General features: G+C 44.2%; 8 protein-coding genes and 1 pseudogene. 7 read left to right on the top strand and 2 right to left on the bottom strand.

Annotation, left to right across the window (positions count from 1 at the left end):
• Positions 1-230: 230 nt before the first annotated feature.
• Positions 231-4,664, top strand: a pseudogene (locus tag D9597_RS23550) (autotransporter outer membrane beta-barrel domain-containing protein); the annotation flags it as partial.
• Positions 4,665-4,825: 161 nt separating this feature from the next.
• On the opposite strand, the gene D9597_RS21395 reads toward D9597_RS23550, so the two are convergent.
• A complete protein-coding gene (locus D9597_RS21395) occupies positions 4,826-5,815 on the bottom strand; it encodes a tyrosine-type recombinase/integrase (RefSeq protein WP_130224585.1) in 990 nt (329 codons plus the stop codon).
• Between the two features lie 400 nt (positions 5,816-6,215).
• On the opposite strand from D9597_RS21395, the gene D9597_RS21390 reads away from it, so the two are divergent.
• The 3 genes from D9597_RS21390 to D9597_RS21380 all read left to right on the top strand — a co-directional run bounded on the left by D9597_RS21390 (position 6,216) and on the right by D9597_RS21380 (position 9,488).
• Positions 6,216-6,914, top strand: a complete 699-nt coding sequence (locus D9597_RS21390) for a hypothetical protein (protein WP_130224583.1) — start codon at positions 6,216-6,218, stop codon at positions 6,912-6,914.
• A gap of 699 nt (positions 6,915-7,613) precedes the next feature.
• Positions 7,614-7,829, top strand: a complete 216-nt coding sequence (gene cspG / locus D9597_RS21385; protein ID WP_130224581.1) for a cold shock protein CspG — start codon at positions 7,614-7,616, stop codon at positions 7,827-7,829.
• A 534-nt stretch (positions 7,830-8,363) separates the two neighbouring features.
• Complete coding sequence (locus tag D9597_RS21380) at positions 8,364-9,488, top strand: hypothetical protein (protein WP_130224578.1); 1,125 nt, start codon at positions 8,364-8,366, stop codon at positions 9,486-9,488.
• Between the two features lie 144 nt (positions 9,489-9,632).
• Here the strand turns inward: D9597_RS21380 and D9597_RS21375 are convergent, their stop codons facing one another.
• On the bottom strand, positions 9,633-10,514 hold the full coding sequence (locus tag D9597_RS21375; RefSeq protein ID WP_240780456.1) for a LysR family transcriptional regulator: 882 nt from the start codon (positions 10,512-10,514) through the stop codon (positions 9,633-9,635).
• Positions 10,515-10,751: 237 nt separating this feature from the next.
• On the opposite strand from D9597_RS21375, the gene D9597_RS21370 reads away from it, so the two are divergent.
• From D9597_RS21370 to hypF, 3 genes are read left to right on the top strand one after another with little or no spacing between them, the layout of a single operon-like run.
• A complete protein-coding gene (locus D9597_RS21370; RefSeq protein WP_130224574.1) occupies positions 10,752-11,351 on the top strand; it encodes a cysteine hydrolase in 600 nt (199 codons plus the stop codon).
• Positions 11,348-12,412: a hydrogenase expression/formation protein HypE gene (gene hypE / locus D9597_RS21365; protein ID WP_240780455.1), complete on the top strand. Its 1,065-nt coding sequence runs from the start codon at positions 11,348-11,350 to the stop codon at positions 12,410-12,412. Before D9597_RS21370 ends, hypE begins: the two co-directional genes overlap by 4 nt.
• Positions 12,387-14,735, top strand: coding sequence for a carbamoyltransferase HypF (gene hypF / locus D9597_RS21360; protein WP_130224572.1), 2,349 nt, complete (start codon positions 12,387-12,389; stop codon positions 14,733-14,735). Before hypE ends, hypF begins: the two co-directional genes overlap by 26 nt.
• The last annotated feature ends 10 nt before the right edge of the window (positions 14,736-14,745 follow it).

Raw genomic sequence — 14,745 nt, 5'->3', positions numbered from 1 at the left:
TTACATTTAGCTGTTATTTTCTTGTTTATTGAAATGTTGCACTGGGGGCTTATGCTATTCCATTTGATATTTTTTAATGCTGATACCTTAAGATTCTTATCTCTGCAAACAAGAATATTGCTTCTTTTATTTATAAAATAAATCTGTAGTCCTTAAGTAAAATGCTATAGAAATAATGTACCAGATGGAGATGTTCATATCATTAAGGGATGAATAACATGAACAACGTATTCCGTGTTGTCCGGAACGAATCTACTGGCGTCTGGGTCGCGGTATCGGAGTTTGCAAAGAGTCGGGGAAAACGAACCGGACGTCGTATGCTGGCCGGCTCTGCGATGACGCTGGTTGTTTTCGTATTGACACTAAACTGTGTTACGTCGTCGCTCGCCGCAACGGTGTCGATCCTCCCGGGAGAGAGTGTCTATCTATCACAAATCTATGGCACTGGCGCAAATCAGACAACGCGTTTAAGTGATCTCATTTTTAATGGTACGAGCTCTTCTCCGGCAACGCTTATTGTTGACCGCAATACGCCACTGGGAACAGACAGTTGGTTGTTTAATGCCACTGGCAATGCTGTTAATTTAATTAGCCTGAGTGGAACCCGCAGAGCAGTGATTAAACTGCTGGACGGTATTGATATGACAATAAGCAACTCCACGGGGGGAGCTGTTTATAATTCCGGTACTGCTTCGGGAATTGTGTATGAACTCGGCAATGGCAGCCAACTCCGTTTTGTCGATAACCATGCCAATAATGGGTATCGTAGCCTTATCATCTCAAATTCAGATGTGGTTTTCCGTGGTGCGAACGGTACTGTTGTTTTTGACAATAACAGCGCCTACTCCTATGACCCCGCGATAGATACCACTAATGCCGATATTATATTTGAGGGCAACGTAACGCTGACCAATAATGTTAATTACGCGATTGCCGGAGGTGTCATGCGGATACATGACTCGGGCGATATGATTTTCAGTGGTACGGACGCAACCGTCATTATCGGTAATAACAGTGCAATAAGTTCGGGTGGCGGACTATTTTCCGACGGAAGTGTGCAGCTTTATGGTAACGCTGATATCTATGGTAACCGGGCTGTCAGGGATACTGCGGGAGCTATCGTTGCACAGACCGGACTGGTGATGGAAACGAACGGTATCGATGGCATGAAAGTGCATGGAAACTATTCCAATGGCCAATATGCAGGCGCCATTCTGATTGGCAACGGGGCGAATTTTACCGGCACGAGTCTGCTACATGCGAAAAACAGTGATATCCAGTTCTATGAAAATTTCACCGGGGTCGGAAATCTCTTAACGCCCAATATGACATATGCGGTTGCCAATGCGATTAATATCCGCCAGCCGAATGGTGTGTTGAATATTGCTGCTGACGCTGGGCGTCAGATTATGTTTCGTGATCCGATAACCAGTTTCAACTCCACTGGCGTGGCAATAAATGTCATTGTTGGAATTAATACCACCAACGGCAGCGATGCTACCGATGGGAAAGTGACTTTTAGTGGCGAAGATTTCACGCCTGGTTCTCAGAATACGCAATCGCGTATTTATGCCAATACTACCGTTTATGGTGGTTTCCTGGAGCTTAAAGATAATGCGCAGTATGGCATAAACACCAGCAGCACGCGGTTTACATTGCGGGACGGTGCCACTTTATTATCAACCAGTACGGCGGCGAATACCGTGAATGTGCTTTCATCCGGCACCATGAATTTTGCCGATGGTTCGCTGATTAAAAGCAACGGCGACAGCAAATTGAATCTGAATGCCGGTAGTCGGCTGATTGGTACTGCAGCAGGTGACACGGTAACGATTGAAACCGACGGAGCCGATCAACTGACACTCGGCGGAGTCCTGTCCGGCCCTGGTAAGCTGGAAAAGATTGGTGCGGGGACCTTATCTACGGCTAACGCCAATCAGTTCCTCAACACCGGTGGATTCAATGTCAAAGAAGGGACACTGGACGCGCAGAACATGGCGCAGAGTTTCAGTTCGCTGGATATCCAGCATGACGCGTTGATGACGATGGGCAACAGCGGCGCAAACCTGTCGATCACCGATCGCGCCATGATTGCCGGTACGCTGGAAAACGTCCAGACGCTGAACAAATCAGGCAGTGGTGAGCTGCAGATTGCTAATTCCGTAAGCGCTAACCGGTTGGATATGTCTGGCGGTACGCTGAAAGTTGATGCCGGTGAAACGCTGACTGTCGCTGCGGACGCAAATTTTGGCAGCGGTGTAACAGCGCAGGTTGATATTGCCAGTGACCCGGCACTGAGCGCCGATACTCTCCAGCTTACCGGGAACAATACGCTGGATATCTCCGGCTATGCCCCTGTTTCTGATGAGAATCAGTATACCCTTATCCGCACCCGGAACGGGATCAGCGGTGATTTCAGCTATACCGTCGCAGGACAGGCTTTGCAGGATTATGTCGATATAGATCATTTTCTGATCGGATGGGCGAAGAAAGATAACGACAGCAAAAATGTTATTGCGCAGTTTGGCCTGGTCTGGCTTAACACCGAAGACTCCAGTGCACACGGTACGTTCAACGTAACGGACAGTCACAGCTTTACCCTGGGAGACGCGCTGCAAGATAATCTGAACTCCACCGCGTATGGTTTCGGCTGGGACGGCAAAAGCCTCAGCAAAACCGGCGGCGGTACGCTGATATTCTCCGCCATCAACGGCTATACCGGTAGCACAACTGTTAATGAAGGCACACTGCAGACCGATATCGCCGACACACTGAACAGCAGCAGCGATATTATCGTCAACGGTGGTGTACTCGATCTGAACGGCAACAATCAGCAGGCTAACCGCCTGAGCGGCAGCGGTGGCATTCTGATGCTCAACGGCGCATCGCTGACCGCCGTTAACGCCACGGACAGTGATAATTCGCGTTTTGACGGTGACATCATCGATGGCAATGTGGCTGACGGCCGCTTCATCAAGAACGGTGATGGCAGCCTGACGCTGGCGGGACAGACGGCCTGGACTACAGATACTGAACTGAACGCGGGTGAGCTTGTCCTTGATGGCATCAACGGCGGCGCACAACTGACCAGCAATATTATTGGTAATAACGGCAGCCGACTGACTCTACAAAACGGCGCACAACTGACCGGATGGATCGACCCGGCGAATGTCGACATTGATGCTGTCAGCCGCTGGAGTATGACTGCAGATTCTTTGGTTGACCATCTGAGCAGTGCCGGGACGATCGCGATTTCCACACCGAGCGATAATGATTTCAAAACCCTGACCGTGGCAGGCAACTACACTGGCAACGACGGTCTGATTGTGATGAATACGGAACTGGGGGGCGACGATTCTCAAACCGACAAACTCATCGTTCACGACGATACGGTCGGTAACACCAGGATTGCGGTGCATAATGTCGGGGGCGTGGGTAAACAGACTGACAACGGTATTGAACTGGTTCATGTTGACGGCAGCTCTACCGGTCACTTCGCCCTGACCACCGGCACTGTGGAAGCTGGCGCTTATGTTTATACGTTGGCGAAAGGCACTGACAGTGCGGCGCAAAACTGGTATCTCACCAGTAAGTGGAAAGGCCCTGTTCTACCTGTTCGACCCGTTATACCGGAGGCTCCGGTCAATCCACCGGTAGTGGATCCGACGGCACCAGATGCGCTACGTCCGGAAGCGGGTAGTTATATCAGCAATATCGCAACCGCCAACACGCTGTTTAACCACCGTCTGCACGATCGTCCTGGTGAACCGCACTACACCGACGCGCTAAAAGAGGACGGACTGGCAGCCAGCATGTGGATGCGCCATGTCGGCGGTCATGAACGCTCTGTTGCCGGTGACGGTCAGTTGCAAACGCAGAGCAACCGTTATGTGCTGCAACTGGGTGGGGATATCACACAGTGGAGTACCGACGGCACCGACCGTTGGCATTTGGGTGTGATGGGAGGTTATGCAAACGCGCGCAGCAATACCCGCAGCGACCGCGCCGGTTACGGCTCTGACGGGCGTATCAACGGTTACAGCGCCGGGCTGTACGGCACCTGGAACCAGAATGAGGCGGATAAAACCGGGGCGTATGTCGATAGCTGGATGTTGTACAACTGGTTTAATAACAGCGTGGCAGCAGATAACCGCGCCAGCGACAGTTACAGTTCGAAAGGACTGACTGCCTCACTGGAAGCGGGTTATACCCTGAAAGCCGGAGAGTTTTCCGCCAGTCGGAGCACGCTGAACACCTGGTATATCCAGCCGCAGGCGCAGGTTACCTGGATGGGCGTGAAGGACAATGCGCACAACCGAAACGATGGGACCCGTATTGAAACTCAGGGCGATGGTAACATCCAGACGCGCCTGGGTATGAGAACTTACCTGAACAGTCACCACAAAATGGATGAGAGTAAGCAGCGTGAGTTCCAGCCATTCGTGGAAGTAAACTGGATCCACAATACCGAAACCTTTGGCGTGAAGATGGATGGCGTAAGCATCAGTCGTGACGGCGTGCGTAATCTGGGCGAAATCCGTACCGGGGTGGAAGGCAAAGTGAATGCTAACCTGAGCATCTGGGGCAACGTTGGCGTGCAAACAGGTGACAAAGGTTATAGCAACACTCAGGGAATGCTGGGGGTTAAGTACAGTTGGCGCTAACAGTCGCGAGGGATATGCGCAAAATTGCCTGATGAGCTACGCTTATCAGGCCTACATTTACATGCAATGTATTGAATTTGCGCGATTTTGTAGGCCGGATAAGGCGTTTATGCCGCATCCGACATGAACGAAATGCACTTTGTCAGGACACCGATGGTTCGTTAATCAAAGTTCAGTTTGTCGCGGGCGCGACGAAGCCGCTGTTCGCCACGGCGATCGTATTTTTGCGTTGTTGTGACACTGGCATGACCCATCGCATCTTTTACCGTGATTAAGTCTTCGCCGTTTTCAAGCAACGCAGTAGCAAACGTTCTTCTCAAATCGTGAGGGGCGCATTTTTCAATTCCCGCTTCGTTTTGTCTCACCTGCAAAATGTGATAAACCGCCTGGTCAGTGAGCCTTGCGCAGGTCACATCATCAAAACGGCGGATGCGCGTAAACAATGGGCCAGGAGCTTCTCCCCTGACCTGCTCTATCCAGGTCTGTAATCTTACCCACGTCCCTTCCGGCATATAAGCCAGCCGCTCTTTATTCCCTTTTCCTAAGACACGCAACGCGCGTTCATAAGTGACAACGTCACTTAAATCAAGCCCTACCGCCTCGGAACGACGCAATCCACAGCCTAATAACACCCCCAACATCGCGGCGTCTCTCGGACCACGACAGCTACGATCGGTTTCGCAGACCTGAAATAACTGCCGGATCTCCTCTCGATGCAACGCGCGTCCTCGCTGAAGTTTACTACCGCGAAAATTACGTACTGCAAGAATGTGCTGAAAGCTTTCAACATCCATCAGCTTCAACATCCAGGCCTCTTTCGCTACGCCTTTAAGTGCAGACAAATAGGTATTGATTGTCGCCGTCGCCCGGCCGGTATCCCGTAGCAATTCAGCCACCGCCATGATGTGGTGGCGACGTAAACTTCCCCACGGGCAAGTTTCTGCATTGGCGGCTCCGAGCATTCTGGCAACTATTCCCAAAAAAGATGCCATGGTTTGCCGACTGCGTGGCGAATTTAGAGAGAGTAAATATGCTCTTGCCGGATTAAGGGGATTGCCACTTTCTACAGATGTTGGCCATAACTCGATCTCTGAGGGAACCAGAGGTTGAAAATCATTCATCTCAGGATCAATGTCGGACAGATGGGTCATAGAGGACCTCACAACAGCGAAAAACGTCAGATGCGCTACGTAAAAAGTTAGAAGTAAGTGTGCCACACAAGCGTCATTCAGAAAATCTACTTTTTCAAAGGTACATTTTAATAAGTAGAAGCAATAATGGTTCCCCTGACCCGGAACATACCTTCTTCCATAGAAGTTGCGGCGAAACAACCAAATCCAGATGCCATCCGGTAGGTGCATAAAGTCCGCTCACACAAGATGTTATAACGACAAAATTATTCGTCGTTTATCTTTCAGGCCAAATTAATACTCACTACTGAGAATATTATAACAAATAAATAATAACACTTGTCTGTATAAAAATAATAATATTTCTATTCTGGTTATGTTTATTAACCCATATTTCAATTAAACAATTAAGGAGTTTTTTATGCCAAAAGTTACTGGTGTTCGGGTGAATTACCATGATTTCGATATGAAAAAAGATATGACTAATGGGTCTTTCCCAAAAACATTATTTCCTGGGGCAACATTTCAGATGATGGTTGATAATGATGTTGTCTATAATAATACGGTAGACTGGAGTTTTTCCACCAATGCAGGAGACAATACCGTTGCTGTCAATCAGGACGGTGTAGTGTCATTTTCAAAAGATATCGATGAAAGTTGCATTGGTAAAACATTTGTCATTTTTGCTAAGGAAAAAGCCACAGGGAAATATATTTCAGCTTATGTAATTAAACCTCTTCGCTTCTTTAAACCACATGTCGAAACCTGGGATGGATTCGGCAGCGCATGGAAGTGGGTTTGGGATGAAAAAGGTACTTTCCCTGCCCGCCGCGATATCAACAATGTCCCTTATAATGAAATAGAAATCGAATCATATCATGATATAAAACGTGAAGTGAATTCTGGTCTTTTTCAGGAATGGGGGTTTTTATTATTTAGTGGGTGGGCTAATCCTTTACATGGTGAAATTGGTAATCATAAATCAGCAATTTTTTCTATAGAAAATAATGAAGCATATATCTCGGAAGTACGCTCTCATAACTCAAGAGATCTCTGGGATGATATGATGGATCTGTATGCACAGGCCGTGGCGTTTTACGGACAATCTATTGTTTCCTGACGTTATTGTGGTTGTTTAATAATCTCCGGCTTTTTAAATTAAAGAGACGGAGATTTCGGATAGGAGAGTTATTTTGTATCGGATGGGGTTTCACTATATCACGAAATAAATATTTGCATGGTAAATATATGATTGCCAAAACAATAAGGCTATAACACACTTATTCTGTTTCCGAAATAGTAGTGCTTTAGTTGGTAAATACACCGATATCAGGATTGTTTGGTAATTACTGTCAGTTATATTTAACCCGTGCTGTAAAAGTAGTACACCATCGTCTGGTTGTAATCATTAGTTGGTGAGGCGTACAGAGTTGAAACCACGGGGCACGTGATCTCGATTCCCCCTAACGCTCACTGCGGTGATAGTCGATACATTCAGAGCAAGAGTCATGTCACTGACAGAACGGATAACAGGCGGAGCCATGCGTGCTGGCTTACCTTTGTTAATGCTGCACAACAAATAAAACACATGAATGAAAATAAAAGTTGCATAACCATAATGAATATGCGTTAATAGCATCGTTGGTTTGCAAGACAGACCTTATGAAAGCAGTTTTAGTAAAGCAGTCTCAGTTCAGTGTTATCTTCTGATTACCCTTCTTCGTGAGTCTCCTCCTTTAGTGCCTTAGTAAGTCAAAATCTTCATACAGATCACATTCTTGCCGCATTGTGTGGCTCACAAATTTAGAAGGTAATATTTATGTCTAACAAAATGACTGGTTTAGTAAAATGGTTTAACGCAGATAAAGGTTTTGGCTTTATCACCCCTGCCGATGGCAGCAAAGATGTGTTCGTTCACTTTTCTGCGATTCAAAGCAACGATTTCCGCACCCTGGATGAAGGTCAGAAAGTTGAGTTCTCGATTGAGAATGGCGCTAAAGGCCCAGCTGCTGCGAATGTTGTCGCGTTGAGCTAACACTATCCTGATAATCAGCATATCTGCGATAACGAAGACGGCATAAGCTTGAGTAGACAGAATTGCAGGATTAATCAGATTAAAAAAATAACCCGCCTTAATGGCGGGTTATTTTTTTTCATATCTACGCCGCCTGAAGTATTTAACGGGTAAAATTATCTGTGGCAGAGCCTCTATATTAGAGGAAATACATAAATTTATATGAGTAAATCACTTCCCCAATTGGTTAAAATGATCAGTAATCATGCTGTTAGATAGATAAATCTAATTGCGAATATCATTGAAAGCTATCACTAATCTCACGAAGCAATACCCCCCCTTTCTGAAATATTTAATACTTTTAAAATAACCTGCCCCATACCAATATATAACTTACAAATAACAACAACTATTTTTAAATTTCATTAATATTCGTAATGTCAATTTGCTCTGAAATAAATTAATGCTTTACTCCACTGCCTGTACAAATCAGGTAGTTCATCAGCAACCTGATTCTGTTTTGGGTTGCAAACTTTTACTTGAAAAGAGGTTATTATGCAAAATACAGACACTACGTTTACTTGGGATTCCGCAAATCATCAGACTTTTAGTTCTCCCGGCGTAACCATATTGAAGGGGAGTCCAGAAACATTCAATAAAATGGAAGGGTGTGGGCTTGAAGTTCGCGGTTTAACTGGTGATGGTGCTATCGCAGGTCCTCTTTTTCTTATCCCGGATGTTAGTAACGAGTCCAGCGTTATTAACTGGGCTGCACCATCAACATCTCCTGTACATAGTCCTGCGTTATTTATTTTTCGTGAGAAATCTGATTTCCGTATTTTAGGTAACAGGCAATTAAGAACCACATGGTTTACTAGCGGTGTAGACAATACAATAACATTCTCATTATATGACGATAGTTATGTTAAATTGGAAGATCTAAAATATGTTATTCTCGGAATGGCATCGTTAACAACCGTTAAAACCGCAGGCTTTAATGATTTTTTGCAGCCGATATTTTCCATATCAGCAGAAGTTGTTGAGTTATTTTATAATGCAGAGTTATTGGGGTTTAGCATACTTGATGTACAAGCCAATGTAATATCAACAACCAGGATTAGTGATCTTCAGGTTGGTGGATTGCGTTTTAAGGATAATGCAGCTCTGGTAATAAATGATAATTTATCGCAACATATTGACTCGGAATTAAGAATTTTGAGTGGTTTGTATTTTTATAATTCTTCATCAGGAAATATTACATCAAGAACTATATATAATGACTATACTGACAACAATAGCAATGGTTTTACTGCGATAGAGGTTATTGATCAAGCCAGGGTGAGTATTCGTACAGAGCAGTTTTTACAGGGTGCTGGGCAGGGTAAGATTATTCAGTTGTCAGGTAGTGCGCAGGTAACAATTAATCCAATGAATGATATTATCCCTATTAATCCTGTGGAAGAAATGTATCATCCAACAGAGAAGTGCTGGCCGGGAATGATTAATTTTAAATCAGGATCAAAAGCAACTCTAAAATTAGTTGGAGCAGCTCTACAAGATAATCAGAGTGTAGCAGCTTTAAATAGTTTAAAATTAGTTTATGTCGATGGGAAACCTGTTGATATTGCAAGTAACTTTTATGTTAATTTTACAGATGGGATTACGTTAATGATGAAATGATTTTCTGTTTCAAGCATAAATCTCAGGTTATAACATTTTCTTTTTTGATTTAATTTCTGTGCGCGACAGAGCTACATAACGACTCTGTCGCATTAATCTCCCACGCCTGGGGATGTAGTAGGTTTTACTATCCAAACATCCATATTAACTTGAGTAATATCCATTCAATTTAATAGTGCTCACTATTTGTAAAAAATTATCCCTGATAATATCATTTATTTGCGGGTTCCATGCAATCCCTATATTCCATTTGGTATAATTACCCTCTGGCCTAATAAGCGATACGCCCTTAGGTAAAAAATAGTTGGTTCCTGCGGGTAGTAAAGCTACACCGTTCCCCGTAGCAACTAAAGCCAATAAAGTATGGATATCATTTGCCGCAGAAGAAGGCTTACCTTTGTAATTATTTTCTTGCAGAAATTTTTCTGTTTGTTCAACCAGTCCCCGACCTCTGTCTGGGTTCATTTGCAACAGTTGATATTGGTTCAGTATTGATTGAATCTTTTGCGACTTAAGTGTAATTCCCGCAGGAATAGCCAAAACCAGACTTTCTGTAATTAGCGGACTGAAGTTAAGTTTATCTGTTAACGGTTCACGGGTAAATCCAGCCAGAAGTTTCCCTTCCAGTAACATATCCCATTGAACTTTAGAAGGAACATCATCAAGTAATACCTCGACGTCAGGATATTGTTCCCGAAAGAGGCTTACACATCTGGGAGCTAGCTGAAACGAGGATATCCCAAATCCAAGAGTCAGTTTACCTGAACTTCCTTTTTGCAAATTTTGTGCATATTCTGAAAACTCTTCATAATGTTTCAACAAGTTCTGCGCCCGGGAAAGAAGCTGTTTTCCTGGTTCTGTCAGTTTTGCTCCCTGGCGGCCCCGTTGAAAAAGGGCAATTCCCGTTATTTTTTCCAAAGACTGTATTTTCTTTGTTAGTGCTGGCTGAGTGATGTACATGGCCTCAGCTGCATCATGATAGCTCCCTAACCTGGCAAGTGTTACAAAGGCGCGTAGCAGCTTCATATCCATTCCCGTTGCTTATCAATTTTTGAAAAAAAGGAATTATACATACTATACCTATATGGTTCATATTGTTATACAAGGTTTTTATCTGAGAATAAAAATCTATTATTTTTATATTTGATGAATATCCTTTTATTTTTAATCTTCTGGTATAGCCCTGTACAGATAGTTTCAGTGTGTTTCATTTATGTCTGAATGAATTATTAACATTTAAAATTATTTAATAAGGATATAAAGATGCCAAATATCGCTGTTCTGACAAATGATTTACAATATGAATTTACTTATAAAATAACAAATGACCCGCAAGAACTTGATAAAAAACTGAAAGCATTTAATAAATTTCTTGATGGTGTAAGAAACCAGGGGCAAGCCGTTATACATCTACAACTTATTCATGATCCTGATGACCCAGCTGTTCAGCGTCGATACCGAAATCGCGCGGCCGGAATACCAGCAATAGCGGGCACACCAGGCAATCAAATCATTAATACCGTTTACCATCCATCAGATTTTATTGTGGTCAAAGGCAGGGATAGTGGCTTCTTTGAAACTCAATTAGATCAAAAACTCCAGGAACTTGGGGTCAAAACAGTGATTGTCACCGGATTGCAAACTCACGTATGTGTCCAGACGACAGCAGCAGACGCCTTCTTCCGTGGTTATAACGTCTGGGTTCCTGATGACTGCGTTTTTGCCCCCTCATCAGATGATACCGACAGAGCGCTTCAATGGCTTGCTGGATATTGTGCGACCGTCGCACCATCCACTGAAATACTGTCGCTACTGGAGAAAACAGGTGATTTACCTGAACGTGGTGAAAGGACAACAGCATGAAAATGACTGAAGCAACGCCTGATAACGAACTTGGTGAGAATTTATTTGCGCCATTGAATGAAACAATCATATTGGATCATGGTACAGGTGCAAAATTAAGCAGAGAGCTGGTTGAGCGTATCTCAGAAACATTGGGAGAAACTTATCTGGGAGAGATGGAGGACAGCGCTTTATTGGATCTACCAACAAATAAAATTGCTTTCACTACCGACTCTTTCGTTGTAACGCCTCTTATCTTTGGCAACGGTGATATTGGTAAAATAGCCGTGTGTGGCACAGTTAATGATCTGGCGGTAAGTGGAGCCCGCCCGCTTTATCTCACGCTGAGTCTGATCATTGAAGACGGGATGCCTGTCTCAGATTTATTAAAAATTATCGCATCCGTTCGTGAAACTGCGCGTTTAGCCGGTGTGAAAATTGTTGCCGGTGATACCAAGGTTGTTGGAAAAGGTGAGGCTGACCAGCTTTTTATCAATACTGCCGGAATAGGCGTGCTGGAGCGGCCTCCTGTTTCGATAACACATGTCAGGCCGGGTCAGAAAATAATCCTGAGTGGCTATATCGGGAATCACTCTATTCATCTTTTATCGATTCGGGAAGGTTTAGGGTTTGAACGTAATATATTAAGTGACTGCGCCCCCCTGAATCATATGATTGAAAACATTATGCTTAATACTCCTACAGGAAAAATAGCTTCCATGCGGGACATTACCCGCGGTGGTCTTTCTGCAGTCTTGCACGAATACGCCAGAGCCACTTCATGCCCTATTGTTTTTAATAAAGATGCGTTGCCTGTCCAGCCAGAGGCAGCTATGGCTGCTGATATGTTAGGTGTGGATGTCATCAATCTGGCCAATGAGGGATGTCTTTGCCTGTTTGTTGAGCCTGATGTGGCAGAGCATGTTCTGGAATTACTCCGCGCTCATCCTTTTGGTAAAAATGCAGCGATTATTGGAGAAGTTAAATCAGGCTCGCAGCCGGAAGTCTGCATGGTCGAATCTGACGGAACGCATACTATTATTGAGGAACTTTACGGTGCAGAACTACCAAGACTCTGTTGATTCTGAAAAAAAAGACACTTGCCGGTTTCGAGTTTGCGGCATTGTCCAGGGAGTAGGATTCAGACCTTTTGTTCATCGATTAGCCAGAACGCATGGTGCAACCGGTTGGGTTCTTAATGATTCCGAAGGTGTTTTGCTGGAACTGCAGGCATCTTCACAAACCATAAATAACATAATTGATGAACTGATCTCTCAGCCACCGCCTCTGGCACGGATCACTGATATATATAAGGTCGAGCTGGAAAAACCAGCGCCATATTATTCAGGCTTTGATATCAGAAAAAGCAATAATTTATCCAATATGGATACAATTGTTCCCCCGGATTCAAATGTATGTAAAGACTGTCTGAGGGAAATGAACGATCCGTCAAATCATCGTTATCGTTATGCCTTTATCAATTGTACCAATTGTGGTCCGCGTTATTCTATTATCTGTGGAATGCCTTATGATCGTGCACAAACGACCATGCAATCTTTTATAATGTGTCCACAATGCAATAAGGAATATCATGACATTGAAGATCGCCGTTATCATGCGCAACCCAATGCGTGTCCTGTTTGCGGACCACAACTACAGCTAACTGATAAAGACGGCGTATCAATATCAGCTAATGACATTATACGTTTTACCATCGACAGGCTAAAAGAAGGCGCTATTGTTGCCATTAAGAGTCTTGGCGGCTTTCATCTGGTCGTGGATGCATCCAATGTCGACGCTGTGCGAGAGTTACGTCGGCGTAAACGACGTGATGCTAAACCGTTCGCTGTTATGGTTGCAGACAGTGAAAGCGCAGCCCGGTGGGCGGTTGTTACCCCTGACGATATCTCTTTACTTGAGAGCGGGCCTCGCCCTATCGTTCTTTTGCGCAAACGCTCTCAGACGTTGCCAGAAGTGGTGGCACCCAAAAACCCCAATTTGGGTGTAATGTTGCCCTCTACGCCTGTACAACATATGTTGCTTGCTGATCCTGAACTCCCTGTCGTTATAATGACCAGCGGAAATATTTCCGGACAGCCTATTGTCATTGATAATAATGATGCAATTGAACAATTAGGAAAAATTGCAGACTACTTTGTACTTAATAATCGCGATATTCGTACACGAGTAGATGACTCCGTTGTTCGCGTTATTAAGCGAAAAAACACCCCCGATGCACAAATATCTTTTTTGCGTCGCTCACGAGGTTATGCTCCCTACCCTGTTCACCTTCCTTATTCAGTTGGCAATGTTGTGGCATTTGGTGCCGAACTGAAAACCACAATAAGTATTGGGAAAGGTAAACAAGTGTTTATTAGTCAACATATTGGAGATTTAAAAAATGATACAACATTTAAATCTCATCTCGACTGTATAAAACATCTGCAAGGATTACTGGCCATAGAAAAAGCCGATATTCTGGCCTGTGATTTACACCCGGCCTTTCGTTCAACCCGCAGTGCTCTCGAGAATGCTGAAATAAGAGTCATTCAGGTTCAACATCATCATGCGCATATGGCCGCATGTATGGCAGAAAATGGTCTTTCAGGTAAAACCATTGGCGTGATTTTCGATGGTACAGGGTATGGTTCTGACGGAACAATATGGGGCGGCGAATTTTTATTTGGTGACTTCGAAAGTGTGGAGCGTGTTGCTCATTTACATCCAATGTTATTACCAGGGGGAGATAAAGCGGTTAAAGAACCTATTCGAATGGCAATATCATTGCTGGTCGAAACATATGGTGAAAATGTTGAGAGTTATATCACCTTACCAGCAATTCTTGATTTATCTGAAAATCGCCGTGAAGTCTTTACCAGGATGGTAGCAAGGAAAATTAACACAACGATGACTTCCAGTATGGGACGTCTTTTCGATGGTGTTTCAGCGCTTATTGGAATTTGTTCAGAGATTGAGTATGAAGCACAGGCTGCCATTGAAATGGAAGCGCTGCTAAAAAAAGATTTTCATATGGTTGAACCATTTACCTATATAATTGATGAAATTCACAATGGTGATATAAGTGTTGATTATCGCCCGTTAGTAAAAGAATTAGTTCAGTCCATACTAGTCAATAACATCAACCAGGAAGATCTTAGCCGACGTTTTCACTCAACCATTGTGCATATTATAGCAACCGTGAGCTCTCTCCTTTCTGAACGTTATGGAACTGACCAGATTGTATTGAGCGGAGGCGTTTTTTGTAATGAATTCTTGCTGGTTAACACTCTTGATGAACTTGAATCAAGAGGTTTGAAGCCATATTGCCATAAGCTGGTACCTGGTAATGATGGATGCATATCGCTGGGACAGGTCGTCGTAGCAGCGAACGATATGAAAATATAGATATTTATTA

Source organism: Escherichia sp. E13S3 (assembly GCF_004212325.1).
In the GTDB taxonomy this organism is placed as follows: Bacteria; Pseudomonadota; Gammaproteobacteria; order Enterobacterales; family Enterobacteriaceae; genus Escherichia.
The sequence above is the reverse complement of the archived record's forward strand: the minus strand, read 5'-3'. Positions and strand labels throughout refer to the sequence as shown.

Excerpts from the sequence above, each read along its gene's own strand:
- D9597_RS21390 (WP_130224583.1), top strand. The coding sequence starts at position 6,216 with ATGCCAAAAGTTACTGGTGTTCGGGTGAATTACCATGATTTCGATATG.
- D9597_RS21395 (WP_130224585.1), bottom strand. The coding sequence starts at position 5,815 with ATGACCCATCTGTCCGACATTGATCCTGAGATGAATGATTTTCAACCT.
- cspG (WP_130224581.1), top strand. The coding sequence starts at position 7,614 with ATGTCTAACAAAATGACTGGTTTAGTAAAATGGTTTAACGCAGATAAA.
- D9597_RS21370 (WP_130224574.1), top strand. The coding sequence starts at position 10,752 with ATGCCAAATATCGCTGTTCTGACAAATGATTTACAATATGAATTTACT.
- D9597_RS21380 (WP_130224578.1), top strand. The coding sequence starts at position 8,364 with ATGCAAAATACAGACACTACGTTTACTTGGGATTCCGCAAATCATCAG.
- hypE (WP_240780455.1), top strand. The coding sequence starts at position 11,348 with ATGAAAATGACTGAAGCAACGCCTGATAACGAACTTGGTGAGAATTTA.
- D9597_RS21375 (WP_240780456.1), bottom strand. The coding sequence starts at position 10,514 with ATGAAGCTGCTACGCGCCTTTGTAACACTTGCCAGGTTAGGGAGCTAT.